The 24,663-nt window shown below is 71.1% G+C and carries 21 protein-coding genes and 1 pseudogene; 7 read left to right on the top strand and 15 right to left on the bottom strand.

The genetic code is table 11. From position 1 onward, the window contains the following. Positions 1-3: 3 nt before the first annotated feature. The 3 genes from ADK41_RS36430 (at position 4) to ADK41_RS36420 (ending at position 1,655) form a co-directional block, all read left to right on the top strand. Positions 4-417 carry a roadblock/LC7 domain-containing protein gene (locus ADK41_RS36430; RefSeq protein WP_004983065.1) on the top strand — a complete coding sequence of 138 codons (414 nt, stop codon included), beginning with the start codon at positions 4-6 and terminating at the stop codon, positions 415-417. Positions 418-511: 94 nt separating this feature from the next. Next, entirely contained in the window at positions 512-1,093 is a 582-nt protein-coding gene (locus ADK41_RS36425; RefSeq protein WP_030824681.1) for a DUF742 domain-containing protein, read from the top strand. Then, on the top strand, positions 1,074-1,655 hold the full coding sequence (locus tag ADK41_RS36420) for a GTP-binding protein (protein WP_030216560.1): 582 nt from the start codon (positions 1,074-1,076) through the stop codon (positions 1,653-1,655). Before ADK41_RS36425 ends, ADK41_RS36420 begins: the two co-directional genes overlap by 20 nt. Before the next feature lie 181 nt (positions 1,656-1,836). Here ADK41_RS36420 and ADK41_RS36415 read toward each other — a convergent pair whose 3' ends face one another. The 3 genes from ADK41_RS36415 to ADK41_RS36405 form a co-directional block, all read right to left on the bottom strand. Then, positions 1,837-2,025 carry an acyl-CoA carboxylase subunit epsilon gene (locus tag ADK41_RS36415; RefSeq protein ID WP_030824678.1) on the bottom strand — a complete coding sequence of 63 codons (189 nt, stop codon included), beginning with the start codon at positions 2,023-2,025 and terminating at the stop codon, positions 1,837-1,839. 14 nt (positions 2,026-2,039) lie between these two features. Continuing rightward, a complete protein-coding gene (locus ADK41_RS36410) occupies positions 2,040-3,623 on the bottom strand; it encodes an acyl-CoA carboxylase subunit beta (protein ID WP_037803982.1) in 1,584 nt (527 codons plus the stop codon). Between the two features lie 259 nt (positions 3,624-3,882). After that, the gene (locus tag ADK41_RS36405) at positions 3,883-4,743 is read right to left on the bottom strand and encodes an SDR family NAD(P)-dependent oxidoreductase (protein ID WP_030824672.1); all 861 of its coding nucleotides are present in this window, start codon (positions 4,741-4,743) and stop codon (positions 3,883-3,885) included. 287 nt (positions 4,744-5,030) lie between these two features. Between ADK41_RS36405 and hpnR the strand changes: the two genes are divergently transcribed. Together hpnR and ADK41_RS36395 are read left to right on the top strand one after the other, a co-directional pair. Next, on the top strand, positions 5,031-6,530 hold the full coding sequence (gene hpnR, locus ADK41_RS36400) for a hopanoid C-3 methylase HpnR (protein ID WP_030824669.1): 1,500 nt from the start codon (positions 5,031-5,033) through the stop codon (positions 6,528-6,530). Positions 6,531-7,102: 572 nt separating this feature from the next. Continuing rightward, positions 7,103-7,711 (top strand): YceI family protein, encoded by a 609-nt coding sequence (locus ADK41_RS36395; protein ID WP_030824666.1) that lies wholly within the window; start codon positions 7,103-7,105, stop codon positions 7,709-7,711. Positions 7,712-8,050: 339 nt separating this feature from the next. Here the strand turns inward: ADK41_RS36395 and ADK41_RS44010 are convergent, their stop codons facing one another. From ADK41_RS44010 to ADK41_RS36365, 8 genes are all read right to left on the bottom strand, one after another. Continuing rightward, the gene (locus ADK41_RS44010; RefSeq protein ID WP_267883142.1) at positions 8,051-8,176 is read right to left on the bottom strand and encodes a hypothetical protein; all 126 of its coding nucleotides are present in this window, start codon (positions 8,174-8,176) and stop codon (positions 8,051-8,053) included. A gap of 29 nt (positions 8,177-8,205) precedes the next feature. Further along, positions 8,206-9,558, bottom strand: coding sequence for a hypothetical protein (locus ADK41_RS36390; protein WP_030824663.1), 1,353 nt, complete (start codon positions 9,556-9,558; stop codon positions 8,206-8,208). A 92-nt stretch (positions 9,559-9,650) separates the two neighbouring features. After that, entirely contained in the window at positions 9,651-11,255 is a 1,605-nt protein-coding gene (cimA, locus tag ADK41_RS36385) for a citramalate synthase (RefSeq protein WP_030824660.1), read from the bottom strand. A 322-nt stretch (positions 11,256-11,577) separates the two neighbouring features. Next, positions 11,578-12,666: a branched-chain amino acid aminotransferase gene (locus ADK41_RS36380; RefSeq protein WP_030824657.1), complete on the bottom strand. Its 1,089-nt coding sequence runs from the start codon at positions 12,664-12,666 to the stop codon at positions 11,578-11,580. A gap of 249 nt (positions 12,667-12,915) precedes the next feature. Next, on the bottom strand, positions 12,916-13,959 hold the full coding sequence (locus tag ADK41_RS36375; RefSeq protein ID WP_030824654.1) for a 3-isopropylmalate dehydrogenase: 1,044 nt from the start codon (positions 13,957-13,959) through the stop codon (positions 12,916-12,918). Positions 13,960-14,026: 67 nt separating this feature from the next. After that, positions 14,027-14,158, bottom strand: a complete 132-nt coding sequence (locus ADK41_RS44005) for a hypothetical protein (protein ID WP_106979439.1) — start codon at positions 14,156-14,158, stop codon at positions 14,027-14,029. 303 nt (positions 14,159-14,461) lie between these two features. Continuing rightward, a complete protein-coding gene (gene pruA, locus ADK41_RS36370; protein WP_030824651.1) occupies positions 14,462-16,093 on the bottom strand; it encodes an L-glutamate gamma-semialdehyde dehydrogenase in 1,632 nt (543 codons plus the stop codon). A gap of 35 nt (positions 16,094-16,128) precedes the next feature. Further along, a complete protein-coding gene (locus ADK41_RS36365) occupies positions 16,129-17,055 on the bottom strand; it encodes a proline dehydrogenase family protein (RefSeq protein ID WP_030824649.1) in 927 nt (308 codons plus the stop codon). 138 nt (positions 17,056-17,193) lie between these two features. On the opposite strand from ADK41_RS36365, the gene ADK41_RS36360 reads away from it, so the two are divergent. Both ADK41_RS36360 and ADK41_RS36355 read left to right on the top strand, forming a co-directional pair. Continuing rightward, positions 17,194-18,447, top strand: coding sequence for a PucR family transcriptional regulator (locus ADK41_RS36360; protein ID WP_199822376.1), 1,254 nt, complete (start codon positions 17,194-17,196; stop codon positions 18,445-18,447). A gap of 302 nt (positions 18,448-18,749) precedes the next feature. Continuing rightward, positions 18,750-19,028: pseudogene (locus ADK41_RS36355) on the top strand (MFS transporter); the annotation flags it as partial. A 53-nt stretch (positions 19,029-19,081) separates the two neighbouring features. Here the strand turns inward: ADK41_RS36355 and serA are convergent. The 4 genes from serA to ADK41_RS36335 form a co-directional block, all read right to left on the bottom strand. Further along, positions 19,082-20,671, bottom strand: a complete 1,590-nt coding sequence (gene serA / locus ADK41_RS36350) for a phosphoglycerate dehydrogenase (protein WP_030824641.1) — start codon at positions 20,669-20,671, stop codon at positions 19,082-19,084. A 274-nt stretch (positions 20,672-20,945) separates the two neighbouring features. Continuing rightward, positions 20,946-21,944, bottom strand: coding sequence for a ketol-acid reductoisomerase (ilvC, locus tag ADK41_RS36345; RefSeq protein ID WP_030824639.1), 999 nt, complete (start codon positions 21,942-21,944; stop codon positions 20,946-20,948). Between the two features lie 117 nt (positions 21,945-22,061). Continuing rightward, positions 22,062-22,586, bottom strand: a complete 525-nt coding sequence (gene ilvN / locus ADK41_RS36340) for an acetolactate synthase small subunit (protein WP_030824636.1) — start codon at positions 22,584-22,586, stop codon at positions 22,062-22,064. A 35-nt stretch (positions 22,587-22,621) separates the two neighbouring features. Then, positions 22,622-24,472, bottom strand: a complete 1,851-nt coding sequence (locus ADK41_RS36335; protein ID WP_030824633.1) for an acetolactate synthase large subunit — start codon at positions 24,470-24,472, stop codon at positions 22,622-22,624. Positions 24,473-24,663 lie beyond the last annotated feature (191 nt).

The raw sequence follows: 24,663 nt of genomic DNA, 5'->3' as shown, positions 1-24,663 counted from the left end.
CCGATGAGCCAGGCGGCACAGAACCTGAACTGGTTGATCACCAACTTCGTGGACAACACCCCGGGGGTGTCCCACACGGTGGTGGTCTCCGCCGACGGACTCCTTCTGGCGATGTCCGAAGGCTTTCCCCGTGATCGCGCCGACCAGCTCGCGGCCGTCGCCTCCGGTCTGACGTCTCTGACGGCAGGCGCCTCCCGGATCTTCGAGGGCGGCAGCGTGAACCAGACGGTTGTGGAGATGGAGCGGGGATTCCTGTTCATCATGTCCATTTCCGATGGTTCGTCGCTCGCGGTTCTCGCACATCCGGAGGCGGACATCGGCCTCATCGGGTACGAGATGGCCCTTCTGGTCGACCGGGCCGGTACGGTCCTGACGCCGGATCTTCGAGCGGAGCTCCAGGGGAGCCTTCTCAACTGAAGGACGGACGGTGCGTTGTGGCGTCCCGGGGCCGTAAGGTTTCGGGACGCGGCTCCACAGTGACGGGTGCGAGGCACAGCCGGAGGAGGAGAAAGTGGCAACACCCCCAGGCGGTTCATCCGTGGGCGACTGGTCGTACGGTCCTGCGCAGGGCCAGAACGACGGCGTCCAGAGTGGGTACGGCTACCCTTCCGCCCCGAACCACCAGCAGCCGTACGCGCCGCAGGGCCCCGGCCCTTCGCCGTACGACCAGCCGCACGCCCCGCACACCCCGCGCGTCCAGCCGGTGCAGCCGCAGCGCCGAGCACCCGAACCGACGCCCGCCGGGGCGTCGAACAATCCCCTGGTGCGCCCGTACGCGATGACGGGCGGCCGCACCAGGCCGCGGTACCAGCTCGCCATCGAGGCGCTGGTGCACACCACCGCGCAGCCGCACCAGATGCAGGGCCAGTTGCCCGAGCATCAGCGGATCTGCAACCTCTGCCGGGAGATCAAGTCGGTGGCCGAGATCTCGGCCCTGCTGACCATCCCTCTCGGCGTGGCCAGGATCCTCGTCGCCGACTTGGCGGAGGCGGGACTGGTCGCCATCCATCAGCCCGGCGGCGACGAGAGCGCCGGCGGCCAGCCAGACGTGACACTGCTCGAAAGGGTGCTCAGTGGACTTCGCAAGCTCTAGCGGCGGTCCTTCCCGCTCCACCACCTCGGCGAAGATCGTGGTGGCGGGTGGCTTCGGCGTGGGCAAGACCACGTTCGTCGGGGCCGTTTCGGAGATCAACCCGCTGCGCACGGAGGCCGTCATGACGTCTGCTTCAGCAGGCATCGACGACCTCACCCACACCGGGGACAAGACGACCACGACGGTCGCCATGGACTTCGGCCGCATCACCCTGGACCAGGACCTGATCCTGTACCTGTTCGGCACGCCCGGCCAGGACCGCTTCTGGTTCATGTGGGACGACCTGGTGCGCGGCGCCATCGGCGCGATCGTGCTGGTGGACACCCGGCGTCTCGCCGACTGCTTCCCGGCGGTCGACTACTTCGAGAACTCGGGTCTTCCCTTCGTGATCGCCCTCAACGGGTTCGACGGCCAGCAGCCGTACCAGCCGGACGAGGTCCGGGAGGCGCTGCAGATCGGCCCCGACACCCCGATCATCACCACCGACGCGCGGCACCGTGCCGACGCGAAGTCGGCGCTGATCACCCTCGTGGAGCACGCCCTGATGGCCCGCCTCCGCTAGCGGCTACCGCCGGTCTGCGCGACGCCCCCTGCGGCCACTGGGCTGCCGGGGGCTGTCGCATGCCGGGTGCGGGCAGTCCGTGGCCTGTCGCGCAGTTCCCCGCGCCCCTGGGGGCGTTGCCCCGACCGGGTTGCAAGAAAGGGCCCCTCCTTGTGTGGAGGGGCCCTTCTCGTCGATGAGGTCAGCGCCAGCTGTGGGGGGCGCGGAAGCCCGGCTCGCGTTCCAGGCGGCGCCAGCCGGCGCGGGCGCGCCCGCGGTGAGCCGGGGCCGCCGGCTGCACGGCGGCCCTGGCCAGCAGGATCGCCGTGATCGCGGCGACCTCCTCCGGCCCGGCGTGCCCCTTCTCGACACGGATGTCAGGTGTGCTCATGGGGTGCGTCTCCCTTACTGCGGCGGGTTGCCGTGCTTGCGGGACGGCAGGTCGGCGTGCTTGGTCTGCAGCATCGCCAGCGAACGGATCAGCACCTCACGGGTCTCGGCGGGGTCGATCACGTCGTCGACCAGACCGCGCTCGGCCGCGTAGTACGGGTGCATCAGCTCGGACTTGTACTCCTTGACCATGCGGGCCCGCATGGCGTCGGGGTCCTCGGCCTCGGCGATCTGGCGGCGGAAGATGACGTTGGCCGCACCCTCCGCGCCCATCACCGCGATCTCGTTCGTCGGCCAGGCGTACGTCAGATCGGCGCCGATGGACTGGCTGTCCATGACGATGTAGGCACCGCCGTACGCCTTGCGCAGGATCAGCGAGATCCGCGGCACCGTGGCGTTGCAGTACGCGTACAGCAGCTTCGCGCCGTGGCGGATGATGCCGCCGTGCTCCTGGTCGACGCCCGGGAGGAAGCCGGGGACGTCCAGGAAGGTGAGGATCGGGATGTTGAAGGCGTCGCACATCTGGACGAAGCGGGCGGCCTTCTCGGACGCCTCGATGTCCAGCACGCCCGCCAGCGACTGCGGCTGGTTGGCGACGATGCCGACGACCTGGCCGTCCATCCGGGCCAGGGCGCAGATGATGTTGCGCGCCCAGCGCTCGTGGACCTCCAGGTACTCGCCGTCGTCGACGATCTCCTCGATGACCTTGGTCATGTCGTACGGCCGGTTGCCGTCGGCGGGGACCAGGTCCAGCAGGACGTCGCTGCGGCGCTCCGCCTCGTCGGAGCACTCCACGCGCGGCGGGTTCTCCCGGTTGTTCTGCGGGAGCAGGGAGAGGAGGTAGCGCACCTCGTGGATGCACGTCTCCTCGTCGTCGTAGGCGAAGTGGCAGACGCCGGAGGTCTCGGCGTGCACGTCCGCGCCGCCCAGGCCGTTCTGGGTGATCTCCTCGCCGGTGACCGCCTTGACGACGTCCGGGCCGGTGATGAACATCTGCGAGGTGTCGCGGACCATGAACACGAAGTCGGTGAGGGCGGGGCTGTAGGCCGCGCCGCCCGCACAGGGGCCGAGCATCACGCTGATCTGCGGGATGACGCCGGACGCCTTGGTGTTGCGCTGGAAGATGCCGCCGTACCCGGCGAGGGCCGACACGCCCTCCTGGATGCGGGCGCCGGCGCCGTCGTTCAGGGAGACCAGCGGCGCGCCGGCCGCGATGGCCATGTCCATGATCTTGTGGATCTTGGTGGCGTGGGCCTCGCCCAGCGCGCCGCCGAAGATCCGGAAGTCATGGGCGTAGACGAAGACCGTGCGGCCCTCGACGGTGCCCCAGCCGGTGATCACGCCGTCCGTGTACGGCTTCTTCTCCTCGAGACCGAAGCCGGTGGCCCGGTGTCGGCGCAGCTGCTCGACCTCGCGGAAGGACCCCGGGTCCAGCAGCAGTTCGATGCGCTCCCGCGCGGTCAGCTTGCCCTTGGCGTGCTGCGCCAGGGTCGCCTTCTCGCTCGGGCCGGCCAGTGCCTGGGCACGGATCTCGTGCAGTTCGGCCACGCGTCCGCGCGCGTCGGTCGGCTCACCCGGCGCCTCATCCAAAACGGTCATGTAGTGACCTTACGAAGCCCACCCGTAAATGCGAGCCGTCCACACCTCACAGTACTCAGGGTGTTTTCCTGGTACCCCTGAACAGAACCCGGGCGACATGCAGCCGTTCCGACTGCTCAGAGGGCATCCGGCTTGTAGGGGTCGCACAAAGACGTCATCTGAGAGCCGCCTCACATTCACGGGGGCACGTGCGCCCGTTCGGGTCGGCCCGCTCCCCCCGGAGCGTAGCGGTGCCGTCGGACCGCTCCTCCCCGGGGTCTCAGCCGAAGCGGTTCAGGAGCTTGCGGTAGAGGCCGGGGGCGAGGGCGCGTACCCGGGAGGGGAGGGCGAGCCAGGGGGGGATGTAGGCGTCGTCGCGGCTCCGGGAGACGGCGTCCCAGACGGCGGCCGCGACCCGGCCGGGCGAGGTGGGGCGCGGGTGGGAGCGGTGGTACGGCGTGCCGCGGCGGGCGAAGAAGCCCGTCTCGACGGGACCGGGCACGACGAGCGTCACCCCCACGCCCGTACCGCGCAGTTCCTGCCGGAGCGCCTCGGCGAACGCGGCGAGCCCGGCCTTGGCGGCGGAGTACACCGCCTCCTCCCGTACGCCCACCGAGCCGGCCACCGAGCCGACGAGCACCACCCGGCCGCCGCCGGCCTCCACCATCGCGGGCAGCACCTCCCGTACGAGGTGCAGCGTCGCGTTGAGGTCCAGGAACAGCACCCGGTCGATGTCGGTGTGCGGCATCGTGAGGAACGGCCCGGCCCAGCCGATGCCCGCACCGGCGACCAGCACGTCGATGCGTCCGGTCTTCCGCAGCGCGGCCTGTGCCAGCATCCTCGCCCCGTCCGGCGCGGCGAGGTCGGCGGGCAGCAGGACCGCCGAGGTGCCGGACGCCGTCTCCTCCAGCCGCCGCCGGTCCCGGCCGCTGAGCAGCAGGTGCCAGCCCCCGGCGGCGAAGCGCCGCGCGGTGGCCGCGCCGATGCCCGAGGAGGCGCCGGTGACCAGGGCGACGCGCCGGTCCGTGCGCGGCGGCCCGTGACCGCGCGCCGCCGCCGGGGCCGGAGCGGCGGCACGGGCGGTTCCGTGTGCGGGGTCCGCCGGGGGGTCGTAGGTGGAACCGGAGCCGGTGGTGGTCACGAGTCGGTCTCCCATGCGCTGTCGCTGCGGGTCCTCGTCATCCAGAACACCCCCACCCCGGCGCACCGCGCCAGCGCTGGAGTCCGTCCGCCCGGTCCGCTCCGGCCCCCCGCCGGCGGGCGGTGTCCGGGCCCCCCGGGCCGGTGCGGACGCGCCGCGGGACCACTCCTGCGGGCCGCGGGATGCGGCCAGGCGGGCGTACGGCGGGTACGCGGCCGCGCGTGCCGGGATACGAAGGGGAGACCCTTCCGTGCCCGGTCCGTCCGGCCTTCCGTGGCGAGGTCACCATGCGTCTGCTGCTCGTCCACCCCAGTGCCCTGATGTACTCCGAGATCTTCCTCCGGCTCGAACCACTGGGCCTGGAGCGGGTGGCGGGCGCCGCCCGTGCGGCCGGTCACGAGGTCCGGGTCGTCGACCTCCAGGTGCTGGGCGTGAACCGGCTGCGCGACGAGGTGCGGTCCTTCCGCCCGGAGGCGCTCGGCATCTCGCTGAACTACCTGGCGAACATCCCCGAGGCGATCGCGCTGGCCGCGCGGGTGAAGCGGGAGGTGCCGGGCTGCTTCGTGTTCCTCGGCGGGCACAGCGTCTCGTTCGTCGCCGAGGAGGTCGTCGCGCAGGCGGAGGGCGCGGTCGACGCGGTGGTCCGCGGGGAGGGGGAACCGGCGGTCGCGCCGCTGCTGGAGGCGGTACGCGACGGCGGGGTGGAGGGCGTGCCGGGCGTCGTCACGGCTTCCGGGCGCGGTCCCGCGCCGCTGATGCTGCACGGCATCGACGCTCCGCTCCCGGCCCGTGACCTGATGCGCAACCGGCGCCGCTACTTCATCGGCGAACTCGATCCGTGCGCCTCCATCGAGTTCACCCGGGGCTGTCCCTGGGACTGCTCGTTCTGCTCGGCGTGGACGTTCTACGGCCGCAGCTACCGCAAGGCCTCGCCCGAGGCGGCGGCGGAGGACCTGGCGAGGATCCGCGAGCCCAACGTGTTCATCGTGGACGACGTGGCCTTCATCCGGCCCGAGCACGGGAACGCCATCGCGGACGAGGTGGAGCGGCGCGGCATCCGCAAGAAGTACTACCTGGAGACCCGCTCCGACGTCCTGCTGCGCCACCCCGAGGTGTTCGAGCGGTGGGCGCGGCTGGGGCTGCGCTACATGTTCCTCGGCATGGAGGCGATCGACGCCGAAGGGCTCGACCTGTACCGCAAGCGGATCAGCCCCGACGAGAACCTGAGGGCGCTGGAGACGGCCCGCCGGCTCGGCATCAGGGTCGCGATCAACCTGATCGTGGATCCGGCCTGGGACGAGGAACGCTTCCGCGTGGTGCGGGAGTTCGCGATGGCCGTGCCGGAGATCGTGCACTTCACCGTGATGACCCCGTACCCCGGTACGGAGATCTGGCACACCGAGTCGCGCCGGCTCACCACCCGCGACTACCGCCTCTTCGACATCCAGCACGCGGTGGTGCCGACCACGCTGCCGCTGGGGCGCTTCTACGAGGAACTGGTGCGGACCCAGGCGGTCATCAACCGCAAGCACCTGGGGGTGCGCACGGCGTTCGGCGCGGCGCGCGTGCTCGGCCGCAACCTGCTGCACGGGCAGACCAACTTCGCCCGCATGCTGTGGAGGTTCAACCAGGTCTACAACCCGCGCCGGCAACTCGCCGACCACGCGCGGCCGGTGCGCCACGAGCTGCCGCTCCCCCAGCGCCTCGACGTCGGCGACCGGCGCGCGCTGTACGTCCACACCCGGGGAGCGGCGCGGGACGCGCCGACCGGCCGGACACCGGACTAGCCGACCACCGGGGCTCTTCCGTGGTGGGCGGCGGCCGCGCGGCCGGACGCGGAGGCGCTCACCGCACGGCTGCCCGGACGTCCGGCGCGGGATTCGCCGGGACGGTGCGGGATCGGGCCGGTCGTGGTGAGGGGCGGTGAGACGCGGGTGGCGCGGCGCGAGGGCGCAGACGTCCTCCGCGCGGTCGGCCGAACGCGTCGCCGGCCGGCCGAGCACCGGCCGGAGCGTGACGAACCGGATGTACGGCGCGAGCGGCCCGCCCCGTTCGCGGTCGCCGCGGAAGGAGACGGTCGGATCGAGGGGTGTGCCGCCGGAGCCGTCGGGCAGGCGCTCCGGGAGGGGGCGGCGCTCCGCGCGACGTACTCCCGGCACGTCACCCGGCCGTCCCACCCACCACGCCGCGCCGGCTCCACCAGGACCGCGTCCGAAGGCGCGACCGACGGGTACCGCCCGGCGCGGCGGCCCGATCGCGCCATCTTCGCCATACATGTTGAATGTTCAAGGGAATGGGTCTACGGTGGACCCCGTCGGGTTAGTTGAACATTAAACGTCATTCCTTCAGGAGGAACATCATGGGCATCTTCGGCCGCAAGGACAACGAGACCGCCACCGCGACCACCGGCTCCGCGGTGAACCCTGACCTGGCCGCGCTGACCGGCGAGTACACGATCGACCCCGCGCACTCCACGTTCGGCTTCGTCGCCCGGCACGCCATGGTCACCAACGTCAAGGGCAGCTTCCAGGACTTCACCGGCACGCTGCACCTGGACGGCGCCGACCCGTCCAGGTCCACGGCCACCATCGACGTGGTGATGGACAGCATCGAGACGGGCAACGCCGACCGTGACGGTCATCTGAAGAGCGCCGACTTCTTCAAGACGGACGAGTTCCCGACGATGACCTTCCGCACCACCAAGGCGGAGGCCCTCGGCGGCGACGACTACCGCGTCACCGGTGACCTGACCATCCTGGGCACCACCAAGCAGCTCAGCATCGACCTGGAGTTCAACGGCGCCGCGAAGGACCCCTTCGGCAACGAGCGCGTCGGCTTCGAGGGCAAGGCGGAGATCCTGCGCTCGGAGTGGGGCCTGACCTGGAACGCGGCGCTGGAGACGGGCGGCGTCCTGGTCTCCGACAAGATCAAGCTGAACTTCGACATCTCGGCGATCAAGCAGGCGTGAGCCTCGCCGGCCCCTCGGGCCACCCGAGTTCACCACGGTAGCGGCCCGGAGCCCGACGAGGCGTCCGGGCCGACGCCTGTCCGGCCGCGGCGACGAGGCCGGCGAGACCGCGTCCTCACCGTCTCCCCGCCGCCCGGGCCGGATCGTCGGCTCCACGCCGTCCGTGTCGGGACCCTCCACCGAAGTTCCCGCGGTACAGCCGCTCCGGATCCACGAGCACGGCCTCACCGCGCTTTTCCGCCGCCTTCGGCTCATCGGTGAACCCGGCCCCGCCGTAGCAGGCGGGCCGTACGGCCGACGTGTCGGTCCCGCGAGCGGCCGGCAGTGACACAGCGCGCTTCAGCCGCTCCAGGCGCCCCGTCCCATGGCCCGGTCCCACTCGACCTCGCCCAGGGAGAGCAGCACGCCGTTGTCCTGTCCGGCAGCGCCTCGTACGACCACGGGGAACGGCGCCCGGCGGGACACGGGTGGCCGAGGCAGGATCCCCCGGCCGGTCAGAACCCTCCGCCGAAGTCCCCGCCGCCCCCGAAGTCCCCGCCGCCGAAGCCGCCGCCTCCGCCGAAACCGCCGCCGAAGTCCCCGCCGTCGAAGTCCGCGCCGGAGACGTCGCCGCCCTCGTAGCCGCCGAAGTCGCCGTAGCCGGCGCCGTAGGCGGCCCCGTAGGCGGGGCCGGCCATCATGCCGCCGAGCATGGTGCCGACGAGCAGGCCGGGCAGCAGGCCGCCGCCGAAGTAGCCGCCGGCCCAGGGGCCGTAGGCGGGACCGGCGTCCCAGTAGGGGCGGCGCCCGTAGTCGGTGTCGACCTCGCGGATGACGGGGTCGAGGCCGTCGGCGAGACGGGTCCGGTCGGCCGCGCAGACCGGGACCTCGCGCTCGGCACCGCCCGGCGGCGTCCAGACGACGTCGGCGACCGAGGGACCGTGACGCGGGTCGAAGAAGCAGGGCGGACGGCGCTCCGGCAGCGGCCGTCCCTCCCGGCGGGCGGCGAGGGAGGCGAGGGCGAAGCGGCCGTCCTCCACGGCCTGGGTGACGGCCCGGACGTCCTCCGGTTTGCGGGCCGCGGCCATGAACGACTTGGACCGCTCATAGGCGTCCAGCGCGTGCGCGTAGTCCGCGCGCATCGCGTCGTCCGCGCCGGGTTCGCCGGGATGGAAGTCGAGGCGGTCGAGCTCCTCGCCGAACGCGGTGATGTCCTCGTCCACCACCACCCGCAGCTTCTCCAGCGCGGACCGCTGCTCCTCCTCGCGGCGGCGCCGGTTGCGGCGGGACACGGCGTAGACGCCCGCGCCGCCGGCCGCCGCCAGCGCACCGACGGTGATCAGCCCGCCGACGGGGACCCCGCTCGAACCGTCACTCCACGAGTTCGGCGCGGAGCCGCCGGTGTTGCGCAGCGCGCTGTCGACGAAGTCGTTCAGCTGGGCCTTGGCGTCGCCGGCGCCCTGCACGGACGTGACCAGGTTCCGCACGCCCTGACGGCTGAGCACGCTGCTGTCGGCGCGCGCGTCGAACCGGTCGCCGAGGCGGATGCCGTACAGACCGGTGACGCCGGTCTCGGTGCGCAGGTTCTGGAAGAGGTCCTGCGTCGGGTAGTCCGCCGGGAGGACCGCCACGAAGACGGGTTCGTCCGCGTCCTCGATCTTGTTGGCGAGCGCCTCGGCGTCGGACTTCGCCAGGATGTCCTGGGCCGCGGGGTCGACGTAGACGGGGCTCTCGCGCAGCGCGCGGGCGATCTCCGAGACGTCGGTGGCCGCCCGCGCCCCCGGCGCACCGGCCACCAGAACCGCCAGTACGGCGGCCACCGGCACGATCAGCAGGCGTACGAGGGTACGCATCGTCGCGTCCTTCATGTCTTCGAAGCTACCCGAATCCGTCCGCAAACGGACATCGGGGCCGGCAAGGGCTCCGAAGACGCCCCTGCCGGACGGGCCGTACGGGTCCCCTACGCGGCCGGTTCCACGCCTGCCCGCAGCAGCCCGTACGCGTAGGCGTCCTCCAGCGCCTGCCAGGACGCGGCGATGACGTTCTCGGCGACGCCCACCGTCGACCACTCCCCCGCCCCGTCGGACGTGGAGATCAGGACGCGGGTGGTGGACTGGGTGCCGTGCTTGCCCTCGAGGATGCGGACCTTGTAGTCGACCAGCTCCAGCTTGGCGAGCTGCGGATAGATCCTCTCCAGGGCGACGCGCAGGGCGCGGTCCAGGGCGTTGACCGGGCCGTTGCCCTCAGCGGTGGCCACGATGCGCTCGCCCTTGGCCCACAGCTTCACCGTGGCCTCGTTGGCGTGGGTGCCGTCGGGGCGGTCCTCGACGATCGCGCGCCAGGACTCGACGTCGAAGTACTTCAGCGGCCGGCCCTCGGCCTCCGCGCGCAGCAGCAGCTCAAAGGAGGCGTCGGCCGCCTCGTACGTGTAGCCCTTGAGCTCACGCTCCTTGACCCGCTCGACGACCCGGCCGACCAGTTCACGGTCGCCGCCGAGGTCGATGCCGAGCTCCTTGCCCTTGAGCTCGATGGAGGCGCGCCCGGCCATGTCGGAGACCAGCATCCGCATGGTGTTGCCGACCTGCTCGGGGTCGATGTGCTGGTAGAGGTCCGGGTCGACCTTGATCGCGGAGGCGTGCAGTCCGGCCTTGTGCGCGAAGGCGGAGACGCCGACGTACGGCTGGTGCGTGGACGGGGTGAGGTTGACGACCTCGGCGATGGCGTGCGAGATGCGGGTCATCTCCCGCAGCCGGCCCTCGGGCAGGACCTGCTTGCCGTACTTCAGCTCCAGGGCCGCCACCACCGGGAACAGGTTGGCGTTGCCGACCCGCTCGCCGTAGCCGTTGGCGGTGCACTGGACGTGGGTGGCGCCCGCGTCGACGGCGGCGAGGGTGTTGGCGACCGCGCAGCCGGTGTCGTCCTGGGCGTGGATGCCCAGCCGGGCGCCGGTGTCGGCGAGCACGGTGGAGACCACGGCCTGGATCTGCGCCGGGAGCATGCCGCCGTTGGTGTCGCACAGGACGACCACGTCGGCGCCGGCCTCGGACGCGGCGCGGACCACCGCCTTCGCGTACTCGGGGTTGGCGCGGTAGCCGTCGAAGAAGTGCTCGCAGTCGACGAAGACCCGGCGGCCCTGCTCCTTGAGGAAGGACACCGTGTCGCGGACCATCTCGAGGTTCTCCTCGAGGGTGGTGCGCAGGGCGAGCTCGACATGGCGGTCGTGGGACTTCGCGACCAGCGTGATCACCTGCGCGCCGGAGTCGAGAAGCGCCCTCACCTGCGGGTCCTTCGAGGCGGTGGCGCCGGCGCGGCGGGTGGCGCCGAAGGCGACCAGCCGGGCGTGCCGGAACTCGATCTCCTGCCGGGCACGGGCGAAGAACTCGGTGTCCCGCGGGTTCGCGCCGGGCCAGCCGCCCTCGATGAAGCCCACGCCGAACTCGTCCAGGTGCCGGGCGATGGCGAGTTTGTCGGCGACCGTGAGGTTGATGCCCTCGCGCTGGGCGCCGTCGCGCAGGGTGGTGTCGAAGACGTGGAACGAGTCGTCGGGCTCGCTGGGTGCGGTCATGGTCTGAAGGCTCCTGAATTGATCTCGGTCTACCGGAATGACCGGTTCCACCGTTCCCCCATGGTCCCCCACGCCCCGTTCCCCGGCTGCGGGTGGGCCAGGAAACAGAAAAACCCCTCGCGGGTGCGAGAGGTCTGCGCGCGGGTCGAGGACGACGGTGTCCGCCCGTACCGTGTCGTACGTGCGGTCACTGCGGACCGGCGCGCCTGCTGCCAATAATCGTGGCGAACGAGAGCACGGAGGCAGTCTGGCACAGTCCGCCCCCGCGCTCACGTTCCGTCTCAGGATGCGGGCAGTGTGTGTTCACCCGCGGGGATCCGGCCTAACCCAGCCGGTGCATCCAGCCGTGCTTGTCCTCGGCAGTGCCGCGCTGGATGTCGAGGAGGGCCCGGCGCAGCCGGAGGGTGACCTCGCCGGGCTCGCCGCCGCTCTGCCGCCATTCGGCGCCGGTCCGCTTCACCGTGCCGACGGGGGTGATGACGGCCGCCGTACCGCAGGCGAAGACCTCGGTGAGGGTGCCGTTCTCCGAGTCGCGCTGCCACTGCTCGACGGAGACGCGCTCCTCGACGGCCTCGTAGCCGAGGTCGCGGGCGACGCCCAGCAGGGAGTCACGGGTGACGCCCTCCAGGATGGAGCCGCTGAGGGTGGGGGTGACGATCCTGTCGCCGTAGACGAAGTACAGGTTCATGCCGCCCAGTTCCTCGACCCACTGGTGCTCGACCGCGTCGAGGTAGCAGACCTGGTCGCAGCCCTTGACGGCGGCCTCGGCCTGGGCGAGCAGGGAGGCCGCGTAGTTGCCGCCGGTCTTGGCGTCGCCCATGCCGCCGGGGACGGCGCGGACGCGGTCCTCCGAGACCCAGATGGAGACCGGCTTCACGCCGCCCGGGAAGTAGGCGCCGGCCGGGGAGGCGATGACCAGGAACAGGTACTCGTTGGCGGGCTTCACCCCCAGCCCGACCTCGGTGGCGATCATGAAGGGGCGCAGGTAGAGGGACTCCTCGCCGCCGTGCGCCGGCACCCATGCCTTGTCCTGCGCGACGAGGGCGTCGCACGCCTCGATGAAGGTCTCGACCGGCAGTTCGGGCATCGCGAGGCGCTTGGCGGAGCGCTGGAAGCGCTCGGCGTTCTTCTCGGGGCGGAAGGTGGCGACGGAACCGTCGGGCTGACGGTAGGCCTTCAGCCCCTCGAAGATCTCCTGCGCGTAGTGCAGGACGGTGGTCGCGGGGTCGAGGGAGATCGGCGCGTACGGGACGAGCTGGCCGTCGTGCCAGCCGCGGCCCTCGGTCCACTTGATCGTCACCATGTGGTCGGTGAAGTGGCGGCCGAACCCGGGGCTGGTCAGGATCGCCTCGCGCTCTGCGTCCGAGAGCGGGTGCGCCGAGGGCTTGAGCTCGATCGTGGGCGTCGTCATGAGTGGTTGTCCTTCACCGGTTGTAGTGACGGGCCGCGCACACGCCCGTACGGCCGGTGGCCAGTACTAGGACGTCCGAGCATTCCCTCATTCCGCGGCTCCGCGTCCGATTATCGCCCGGAGGCGGCGGCGGAAGAAACAGGGTGAATGCGGCCCGGTGGTCGATGGTGGCACCCGGCGGGGACAGGGGGAAGCCGCCGGGTGCGAATGCGACCCGGCGGCTTCGAATGTTTTCGAGGGGGCGCCGGGTCAGCCGGCTACTCGCGCGGCGAGCGCGTCGCCGATCTGCGAGGTGCTGCGGGCGGGCAGGGCGCCGCGCTCCGCGAGGTCGGCGGAGACGGCGTCCTCGATGCGGGCCGCCTCGGCGTCGTGGCCGAGGTGACGCAGCAGGAGGGCGACGGACAGGACCGTGGCGCTGGGATCGGCCTTGCCCTGACCGGCGATGTCCGGGGCCGAGCCGTGCACGGGCTCGAACATGGACGGGAACGCGCGGCCCGGGTTGATGTTGCCGGAGGCCGCGACGCCGATGCCGCCGGAGACGGCCGCGGCGAGGTCGGTGATGATGTCGCCGAAGAGGTTGTCGGTGACGATGACGTCGAAGCGGGCCGGGTCGGTGACGAGGTAGATCGTCGCGGCGTCGACGTGGATGTAGTCGGTGGTGACCTCGGGGAACTCCTCGGCCACCTTGTTGAACACGTTCGTCCACAGGTGGCCGGCGAAGGTCAGCACGTTGTTCTTGTGGACCAGCGTGAGCTTCTTGCGCGGCCGGGCCTGGGCGCGGGCGAAGGCGTCGCGGACCACGCGCTCGACGCCGAAGGCCGTGTTCACGGACACCTCGGTGGCGACCTCGTGCGGCGTGCCCTTGCGGATGGTGCCGCCGTTGCCCGTGTACGGCCCCTCGGTGCCCTCGCGGACCACGACGAAGTCGATCTCCGGCTGCCCGGCGAGCGGGGTGGCGACACCCGGGAGGAGCTTCGACGGGCGCAGGTTGACGTGGTGGTCGAAGGCGAAGCGGAGCTTGAGCAGGAAGCCGCGCTCGAGGACGCCGGAGGGGACCGAGGGGTCGCCGATGGCGCCGAGCAGGATGGCGTCGTGCCGCTTCAGCTCGTCGAGGTCGGCGTCGGTGAGGGTCTCACCGGTGGCGTGGTAGCGCTTGGCGCCGAAGTCGTACTCCTTGGTCTCCAGCTTCACATCCTGCGGAAGGACGGCGGAGAGGACCTTGAGACCTTCGGCCACGACCTCCTGGCCGATGCCGTCACCGGGGATCACTGCGAGATTGATGCTGCGAGACATGCGGGCACCCTACTCCTCGTCCCACGGGATGACATGCGGCGTCCGGCATACGGACGCCGTCGGCGTGTCAGTGGCCGGTCGAGCCGCCGTTGTCCCTGCGGTCGAGGGCGCGCTGGAGCGCCGCGGCGGCGTTCTTGCGGTCGGATTCGCTGGTGTGGGGGGTGTGACGGACGCGGCGGCGGACGGTCGTCTCGGCCATGGGTCATCGACTCCTTCGGCATACGTGGAGTGCGGAAAGGGGGTTGCGAGACACCGGAAGGGGCGGGGAGCGGCGGACCGCAGGGATTGCCTGCACGGGGCCCGGCTCACGACCGCCGTTCGCTTGATCGAGCGAGTCGTTCGGCTCCTACAAAGTTAGAGGAGCGGAGTGCTTCTGTCTGCACAATTACTCGGACTTCCTACTATCTGAGACGGTGGACCGGGTCGCACCTCTCCCACCTGCGAAAACACCGGACGGGCCAGGTCGGGGGGTGACCTGGCCCGTCCGGGGGTGGGGTGGGCGTCAGCCCATGTGCGGGTAGCCGTAGTCGGTCGGCGGGACCAGCGTCTCCTTGATGGCGCGGGTCAGCGTCCAGCGCATCAGGTTCTGCGGGGCGCCGGCCTTGTCGTTGGTGCCGGAGGCGCGGCCGCCGCCGAAGGGCTGCTGGCCGACGACGGCGCCGGTCGACTTGTCGTTGATGTAGAAGTTGCCGGCCGCGTAGCGCAGCTTCTCCATCGTGTACGCCGCCGCCGCACGGTCGTTCGCGATGACCGAGCCGGTGAGGGCGTAGTCGGAGACCGACTCCATCTGGGTCAGCATCGCGTCGTACTGCTCGTCCTCGTAGACGTGCACGGCGAGGATCGGGCCGAAGTACTCGGTGCGGAACACCTCGTTCTCCGGGTCGGCGCACTCGATGACGGTCGGGCGGACGAACCAGCCGACCGAGTCGTCGTAGGAGCCGCCCGCGACGATCGTGCAGGCCGGGTCCTCCTTGGCACGGTCGATGGCGGCCTTGTTCTTGGCGAAGGACCGCTCGTCGATGACGGCGCCGATGAAGTTCGACAGGTCGGTGACGTCACCCATGGCGATGTGGTCGACCTCGGCCGCGAACTCCTCCTTGAAGCCGGAGTTCCAGATCGACGCCGGGATGTACGCGCGCGAGGTGGCGCTGCACTTCTGGCCCTGGTACTCGAAGGCGCCGCGGGTCAGCGCGGTCTTCAGCACCGCGCGGTCGGCGCTCGGGTGGGCGACGAGGAAGTCCTTGCCGCCGGTCTCGCCGACCAGGCGCGGGTAGGTGCGGTACTTCTCGATGTTCCGGCCGACCGTCTTCCACAGGTGCTGGAAGGTCCTGGTCGAACCGGTGAAGTGGATGCCGGCCAGGTCCCGGTGTTCCAGGGCGACCTCGGAGACCTCGATGCCGTCGCCGGTGACGAGGTTGATGACGCCCTTGGGCAGACCGGCCTCCTCCAGCAGCCGCATCAGCAGCACGGCGGCGTGGGTCTGCGTCGGGGACGGCTTCCAGACGACGACGTTGCCCATCAGGGCGGGCGCGGTGGGCAGGTTGGCGGCGATCGCGCTGAAGTTGAAGGGCGTGATCGCGTAGACGAAGCCCTCCAGCGGACGGTGGTCGAGGCGGTTCCACACGCCCGGGGAGTTGGCCGGGGGCTGCTCGGCGAGGATGCCGCGCGCGTAGTGGACGTTGAAGCGCCAGAAGTCGACCAGCTCGCAGGGGCTGTCGATCTCGGCCTGCTGCGCGGTCTTGGACTGGCCCAGCATCGTGGAGGCGGCGATGGTCTCGCGCCAGGGACCGGCCAGCAGCTCGGCGGCGCGCAGGATGATCGCCGCGCGGTCGTCGAAGGACATCGCGCGCCAGGCGGGCGCGGCGGCGAGGGCCGCGTCGATGGCGTCGCGGGCGTCCTGCTGGGTGGCGTTGGCGTAGGTGCCCAGGCGGGCCTTGTGGTTGTGCGGCTGCACGACGTCGAAGCGCTCGCCGCCGCCCATCCGCTTCTCGCCGCCGATGGTGCAGGGGAGGTCGATCGGGTTGTCGGCCAGCTCCTTGAGCCTGGCCTCCAGCCGGGCACGCTCGGGCGTCCCGGGGGCGTAGCCGTGCACCGGCTCGTTGACGGGGGTGGGGACCTGGGTCACAGCGTCCATGGGTGGCGTAACTCCTTGTCGTGAGCGGTGTGGTGTCAGCCCTTGGTGATCATGCTGCGGGCGAAGAACCGCAGGTTGGCCGGCTTCTCCGCCAAGCGCCGCATGAAGTAGCCGTACCAGTCGGTGCCGTAGGCCGTGTAGACGCGCATGCGGTGCCCCTCGGCGGCGAGCCGCAGGTGCTCGTCGCCGCGGATGCCGTAGAGCATCTGGAACTCGTACTCGTCGAGCTTGCGTCCGGCGGTGCGGGCCAGTTCCTGGGCGATGGAGATCAGGCGCGGGTCGTGGGACCCGATCATCGGGTAGCCCTCGCCCTCCATCAGCGTCCGCAGGATGCGCACGTACGCCTTGTCGATCTCGTGCTTCTGCTGGTAGGCGACCTCGGCGGGCTCCTTGTAGGCGCCCTTCACCAACCGTACCCGGCTGCCGGCCGCGGCGAGGCGTCGCGCGTCCTCCTCGGTGCGGAAGAGGTAGGCCTGGATGACGCAGCCGGTCTGCGGGACGTCCTTCCGCAGCTCCTCGTGGATGGCGAACATCGAGTCGAGGGTGGTGTGGTCCTCGGCGTCCAGCGTCACCGTGGTGCCGATCCCGGCGGCGGCCTCGACGACCGGGCGGACGTTGGCGAGCGCCAGCTCGTGGCCGCCGGGGAGGGCCTGCCCGAACATCGACAGCTTCACCGACATCTCGGCGCGGGCGCCGAGCTCCAGCGGCTTCAGCCGGTCGATCAGCTCCAGGTAGGCGTCCCGCGCGGCGGCGGCCTGCTCGGGGGTGGTGATGTCCTCGCCGACGACGTCCATCGTGAGTTCGAGGCCGTTGCCGGTGAGCTCCCGGACGATCGGCAGGACCTTGTCGACGGTCTCCCCGGGGATGAACCGGTCCACGACCTGTTTGGTCACCGGGGCCGCCGAGATCAGGCGTCGCATCCGGTCGCTGCGCGACGCGGCGAGAATCACGGGACCCAGCACGGGGCACCTCCACAAGCTGCACGAGGCCGTCGCCCGACGATTCGGGCACGGCACGGAGAACCACCGTGAAACCTACGGATGCCCCCGATCGTGGGCCATCGACAGCTGTCACGCATCCGTGCCGCAGATCTCAGACAGATGTATGAAGGCGCTGCGGTTCTGCGGCAGAATGCCCGGGTGACGTCGGAACGCAGGGACGACTACCAGGAGCTGGTGGACGAGATCTCGGAGCTGCTGGGCGCTCCGGCGACCCTGGAGAACCGCGACTTCGAGCTGATCGCCTTCGGGGCGTACGACAGTGAGGGCGACCTCGATCCGTCGGCGCTGGACCCGGTGCGCACCCGCTCGATCCTGACCCGGCGTTCGACGGCCGCCGTCCGCGCCTGGTTCGAGGGCTTCGGCATCACCCGCGCGACCGGCCCGGTCCGCATCCCGCGCACCCCCGAGGCGGGTGTCCACCGGGGACGCGTCTGCCTGCCGGTACGCCATCGGGGGGTCGTCCTCGGATACGTCTGGCTGCTCGACTACGACCCGGGCCCCTCCGAGCGGCAGCTGGACGCGGCCATGCGGGTGACGGCGCGCATCGGGGCGCTGCTCGCGGACGAGGCGCAGCACGGCGCCGACCTCACGCGGGAGCTGCGGGCGGTGCTGACCGCGGAGCGGGACTGGCAGCGGGAGATGGCCGTCGCCGAGCTGCGCACCGCCCTCGGCGGCCGCGCCGACGGTCCGCACACGGTGGTCTGTGTCGCCCCCTGGCCCTCCGTCGACCCGGACGACGCCCCGTCGGTCCGTACGGTGCCGGGGGCGACGGCGCTGTGCACCCTGCCGTGGGGCGCCGGGGGCGCCTTCCTGGGGGACGGCCTGTCGCTGGCCCTGCTGCTGCGGCTGCGCTCGACGGACGTACTGGCCCCGGCGACGACGGCGGCCTCACGGCTGCTGGAGCGGGCGGGTGCGAGCGGTCCCGGAAGCCGGGGCGGCCCCCCGGTGGCCGCGGGGATCGCCGTGCCCCGCGCGGGTCTCGCCGAGCTGGGCGCGGCCTGGGCGGAGGCGTCGGCGGCGGCGCGGGCGGCGCTGGCCGAGCCCCGGCTCGGACCGGTCGCCCCGTGGGCGTCGATCGGCCCCTACCGCCTGCTGACCGCGCTGCCCCGGGGCGCCGCCCGCGATCCCGTCGTCGGCCCCCTGCTCTCCCCCGCGCACGCCGAACTGGCCCGCACCGCCGAGGTCTACCTCGACCGCGCGGGCCAGGCCGGCCGCACGGCCGCCGAGCTGGGCGTCCACCGCCAGACCCTCTACTACCGCCTGTCCCGGATCGAGCAGCTCACCGGCCTGGACCTGGACGACGGCGAGGACCGGCTGCTGCTGCACATGGCGCTCAAGGCCGCGCGTTTGTAGCAGCGGCCTCGATCACCCGGCGCAGGCCGGCGGTCGGCTGCTCGCTGTCGGGCGCCGTCCTCGGGTGTCGAAGGCCCACTGAGCGATGAGGCCCGTCATCGGAATTCCTCCGTGCCACCCCCGCCTTCAGGCAAGGGTGTGGTACCTCCCGATTGCAGGGAGAGACGGAGTACTCCGGGCGGGCAGCCGGCGATGAAACAGAAACCCCCACGGCGCGAGCCGTAGGAAATCCCCTCCTTCAGGAGGGGAAGGAAGTCAACAGGGTCACGTAGAACATTTCGCATTCCATGCCTGCCGAGGGCTACCGCCACGGGATGCCGGACATGGCCCCGGCCCTGGCGCAGGAGACCCTGGGCGGCGCGCTGGCCGTCGCCGCCGGGCTGCCGGGGCGCGCGGGGGACGCCCTGGCGACGGCGGCACGGGAGGCGTTCACCGGCGGGATGCGGGGAGCGGCGATCGCGGCGGCGGTGCTGCTCCTCGGGGCGGCGGGACTGGCGGCGGCGGGGCTGCGGCGGATCCGCGTGCGCGGGGAGGCGGAAAACGCCGGACGGGCTGACCGAGTCAGTCCGTCCGGCGTGTGAGGACGAGTCCGTTCAGGACGAACGGGGTCCGGGGGCGGGACCCCCCGGTGACGTCAGACCAGGTTGACCGACCGGGCGGAGGTCGCCCCGATCTCCGCCGACAGTTCGGCCAGGACCCCGGCGGCCACCGTGTCGTCGACCGTCAGCACCGCGAGCGCCTCGCCGCCGACCGTCGCGCGGGCGACCTGCATGCCGGCGATGTTGATGCCGGCCTCGCCGAGGATGCGGCCCACGGTCCCGACGACGCCCGGACGGTCCTCGTAGCGCAGCACGACCATGTGGTCGGCGAGCGCGAGGTCCACGTCGTAGTCGCCGACCGCGACGATCTTCTGGACGTGCTTGGGGCCGGCCAGCGTGCCGGAGACCGAGATCTCCTCGCCGCCGGAGAGGGTGCCGCGCACGGTGACGACGTTGCGGTGGTCGGCCGACTCCGAGCTGGTGGTCAGCCGTACCTCGACACCGCGCTCCTGGGCGAACAGCGGGGCGTTGACGTAGGACACCGTCTCGTCGACGACGTCCTCGAAGACGCCCTTGAGCGCGGACAGCTCCAGCACCTTCACGTCGTGCTGGGTGATCTCGCCGTACACCTCGACGTCGAGGCGGGCCGCGACCTCACCGGCGAGCGCGGTGAAGATCCGGCCGAGGCGCTCGGCGAGCGGCAGGCCCGGCTTGACGTCCTCGGCGATGACACCGCCCTGCACGTTCACCGCGTCCGGGACCAGTTCGCCGGCGAGGGCGAGGCGCACCGAGCGGGCGACGGCGACACCGGCCTTCTCCTGCGCCTCGTCGGTGGAGGCGCCGAGGTGCGGGGTGCAGACGACCTGGTCGAACTCGAACAGCGGGGAGTCCGTGCAGGGCTCCTTCGCGTACACGTCGAGACCGGCGCCGGCGACCCGGCCCTCCTTGAGCGCCGAGTACAGCGCCTCCTCGTCGACGATGCCGCCGCGCGCGGCGTTGACGATGCGCACGCTCGGCTTGACCTTGCGCAGCGCCTCGTCGCCGATGAGGCCGACGGTCTCGGGGGTCTTGGGCAGGTGGACGGTGATGAAGTCGGAGACCTCGAGCAGCTCGTCCAGCGACAGGACCTTGACGCCCATCTGCGCGGCCCGCGCGGGCTGGATGTAGGGGTCGTAGGCGACGACCTTCATGCCGAAGCCGGACATGCGCTGGGCGACCAGCGCGCCGATGCGGCCCAGACCCACGACACCGAGGGTCTTCTCGGCCAGCTCGACGCCCGTGTACTTGCTGCGCTTCCACTCGCCGTTCTTCAGCGCGGCGTTGGCCTGCGGGATGTGGCGGGCGGTGGCGACGATCAGACCGCAGGCGAGCTCGGCGGCGGTCACGATGTTCGAGGTGGGGGCGTTGACGACCATCACGCCGGCCTTGGTGGCGGCGGAGACGTCGACGTTGTCCAGGCCGACGCCGGCGCGGGCGACGACCTTGAGCCGGTTCGCGGCGGCGATCGCCTCGGCGTCGACCTTGGTGGCCGAGCGGATCAGGATCGCGTCCACCTCGGCGATGGCCGGGAGCAGCTCGGCACGGTCCGCGCCGTTGCAGTGGCGGATCTCGAAGTCCGGACCGAGTGCGTCGACGGTGGCGGGCGACAGCTCTTCAGCGATGAGTACGACGGGTTTCGAGCTCACGTGAGTCCTCACAAGTCCAATGCGGACGGCCGTCCCGACGGCCGCAGGCGGTGAAGAAGTGCTAGCCGCGTGGAAGACGCACGACACTGTGGGCCTGACGCGTTTGTTGTACAGCAGTCTAGTGGCGCGGGGCGGGTCGTCTCGCGCCTTCGCGAATCGATCACCCGGAAGTGGCCGTACGGACCGGCGAACTGATTCCGGTCCCTCCGGCGGGGGCCGGGCGGAGCCCCGCGACGGCGCCCGTCACCGGCGGCGCCGTCGCGGGGAGCGGGGCTTACGCCTCCTCGTCGACCCAGCTCATGAGCTTGCGCAGCTCCTTGCCGGTGGTCTCCAGCAGGTGCTCGGAGTCCTGCTGCTTGTACTCGTTGTACTTCTTCAGACCGCCGTGGTACTCGTCCATCCACTGCTGCGCGAAGGTGCCGTCCTGGATCTCGGCGAGGACCTTCTTCATCTCGGCCTTGGTGGCGTCGGTGATGATCCGCGGGCCGGTGACGTAGTCGCCCCACTCGGCGGTCTCGGAGATCGACCAGCGCATCTTCTCCAGGCCGCCCTCGTACATGAGGTCCACGATCAGCTTCAGCTCGTGCAGGCACTCGAAGTAGGCGATCTCCGGCTGGTAGCCGGCCTCGGTCAGGGTCTCGAAGCCCGCCTTGACCAGCGCCGCGGTACCACCGCAGAGGACGGCCTGCTCACCGAACAGGTCGGTCTCGGTCTCCTCGGTGAAGGTGGTCTTGATGACGCCGGCGCGGGTGCCGCCGATGCCCTTGGCGTACGACAGGGCCAGCGCGAAGGCGTTGCCGGTCGCGTCCTGCTCGACGGCGGCGATGCAGGGAACGCCGCGGCCCTCCTCGTACTGACGGCGCACCAGGTGGCCGGGGCCCTTGGGGGCGACCATGCAGACGTCCACGCCGGCCGGGGGCTTGATGAAGCCGTAGCGGATGTTCAGGCCGTGGCCGAAGAACAGGGCGTCGCCGTCCTTCAGGTTGTCCTTGATGTGCTCCTCGTAGACCTGGGCCTGGATCGGGTCCGGGACGAGGATCATGATGACGTCGGCCTCGGCGGCGGCCTCGGACGGGCTCACCACGCGCAGGCCCTGCTCCTCGGCCTTGGCCTTGGACGTGGAGCCCTCGTGCAGACCGACGCGGACGTCGACACCCGAGTCACGCAGCGACAGGGCGTGGGCGTGGCCCTGGCTGCCGTAACCGATGACCGCGACCTTGCGGCCCTGGATGATGGACAGGTCGGCGTCGGCGTCGTAGAACAGCTCGGCCACTGGGTTCTCTCCTTGTGTGCAGGTGTTGCGTCCCACCGTATGACGATGGGGGAGGGGGAAGGTGGAGGGTCTCGCGATACGGGCGGCCGGTCGTGTCCCGGCCGCCCGTCTCAGGTCCTACGCCGACCGGTCCAGGGCGCGCAGCGACCGGTCGGTGATGGAACGGGCACCGCGTCCGATCGCGATCGTGCCGGACTGGACGAGCTCCTTGATGCCGAACGGCTCCAGCATCTTGAGCATGGCGGACAGCTTGTCGCCGCTGCCGGTGGCCTCGATGGTCACGGCCTCCGGGGAGACGTCCACGGTCTTGGCGCGGAACAGCTGGACGATCTCGACGATCTGGGAGCGCGTCTCGTTGTCGGCGCGCACCTTCACCAGGACGAGTTCGCGCTGGACGGCCTGCCCGGGTTCGAGTTCGACGATCTTCAGCACGTTGACGAGCTTGTTGAGCTGCTTGGTGACCTGCTCCAGCGGGAACTCCTCGACGCTCACCACGATGGTGATGCGGGAGATGTCGGGGTGCTCGGTGACGCCGACGGCGAGCGAGTCGATGTTGAAGCCGCGGCGGGAGAACAGGGCGGCGATCCGGGCCAGGATGCCCGGGGTGTTCTCCACCAGGACGGAGAGCGTGTGCTTGGACATGATCTGCTTCCTCTGCTTGAAAGTCCTGACGGCTCTCAGTCGTCTTCGTTGTCGCCGAAGTCCGGGCGGACGTCCCGGGCGGCCATGATCTCGTCGTTGGAGGTGCCGGCGGCGACCATCGGCCACACCATCGCGTCCTCGTGGACGATGAAGTCCACGACGACCGGGCGGTCGTTGATCGAGTTCGCCTCCTCGATGACCTTGTCGAGGTCGGCCGGGTCCTCGCAGCGGATCGCGTGGCAGCCCATGGCCTCCGACAGCTTCACGAAGTCGGGGACGCGGGTGCCGGCGCTCTTCTCGGTGGCGTCCACGCCGGGGCCGGAGTGCAGCACCGTGTTGGAGTACCGCTGGTTGTAGAAGAGGGTCTGCCACTGGCGGACCATCCCGAGGGCGCCGTTGTTGATGATGGCGACCTTGATCGGGATGTTGTTCAGGGCGCAGGTGGTGAGCTCCTGATTGGTCATCTGGAAGCAGCCGTCGCCGTCGATCGCCCAGACGGCGCGGTCGGGGGCGCCGGCCTTGGCGCCCATGGCGGCCGGGACCGAGTAGCCCATGGTTCCGGCGCCGCCGGAGTTCAGCCAGGTGGCGGGCTTGTCGTACCGGATGAAGTGCGCGGCCCACATCTGGTGCTGGCCGACGCCGGCCGTGAAGATCGTGCCCTCGGGCGCCAGCTGTCCGATGCGCTCGATGACCTGCTGGGGGGAGAGCGAGCCGTCCTCGGGCAGGTCGTAGCCGAGCGGGTAGGTCTCGCGCCAGCGGTTCAGGTCCCTCCACCAGGCGGTGTAGTCGCCGCGGTTGCCCTCGGCGTGCTCCTTCTGGACGGCCTGGACGAGGTCGGCGAGGACCTCGCGGGCGTCACCGACGATCGGCACGTCGGCGGTGCGGTTCTTGCCGATCTCGGCCGGGTCGATGTCGGCGTGGACGATCTTGGCGTACGGGGCGAAGCTGTCCAGCTTGCCGGTGACGCGGTCGTCGAAGCGGGCTCCGAGGGCGACGATCAGGTCGGCCTTCTGCAGCGCGGTGACGGCGGTGACCGAACCGTGCATGCCCGGCATCCCCACGTGCAGTTCGTGGCTGTCGGGGAACGCGCCGAGTCCCATCAGGGTGGTGGTGACGGGAGCTCCGGTGAGTTCGGCGAGGACCTTCAGCTCGGCGGTGGCACGGGCCTTGAGGACGCCGCCGCCGACGTAGAGGACCGGCCGCTTCGCGGCGGTGATCAGCTTGGCGGCCTCGCGGATCTGCTTGGCGTGCGGCTTGGTGACGGGCCGGTAGCCGGGCAGGTCCATGACGGGCGGCCAGGAGAAGGTGGTCTTGGCCTGGAGGATGTCCTTGGGGATGTCGACCAGGACCGGTCCCGGGCGGCCGGTGGAGGCGATGTGGAACGCCTGCGCGATCGCCCGGGGGATGTCCTCCGCCTTGGTGACCAGGAAGCTGTGCTTGGTGATCGGCATGGTGATGCCGACGATGTCCGCCTCCTGGAAGGCGTCCGTGCCGATCGCCTTGGACACGACCTGCCCGGTGATCGCGACCAGCGGCACGGAGTCCATGTGCGCGTCCGCGATCGGGGTGACCAGGTTGGTGGCGCCCGGACCGGACGTCGCCATGCACACCCCGACCTTGCCGGTGGCCTGGGCGTAACCGGTGGCCGCGTGGCCGGCGCCCTGCTCGTGGCGGACCAGCACGTGGCGCACCCGCGTGGAGTCCATCAGGGGGTCGTACGCCGGCAGGATGGTGCCCCCGGGAATGCCGAATACCGTGTCGGCGCCGACCTCCTCGAGAGAGCGAATGAGGGACTGTGCGCCCGTGACGTGCTCCACGGGGGCGGACTGTCCTCCGGATCGGGGCCGGGGCTGCGGGTGATGGGCCCCGGTGGCCTGCTCGGTCATCGGCATTCTCTTCTCGATGCTGAGGGTTTTTGCGAAGTTCGTGCGGGTCACGCGTGCTGCTCGGCGGGTGCCTGTGCAACAAAAAACCCCTCGTGCCATAAGGCAAGCGAGGGGAGCGCGCCGGGTGGTGGTCGCTGAGCGGTCGAGGCTCAGCGTCAGCCGACGCGCTTTCCAAGTACGAGAATTCGGGT

Origin of the sequence: Streptomyces caelestis (assembly GCF_001279005.1) — a bacterium.
Lineage (GTDB): Bacteria > Actinomycetota > Actinomycetes > Streptomycetales > Streptomycetaceae > Streptomyces > Streptomyces heliomycini.
This window is presented reverse-complemented; position numbering and strand designations above follow the sequence as displayed.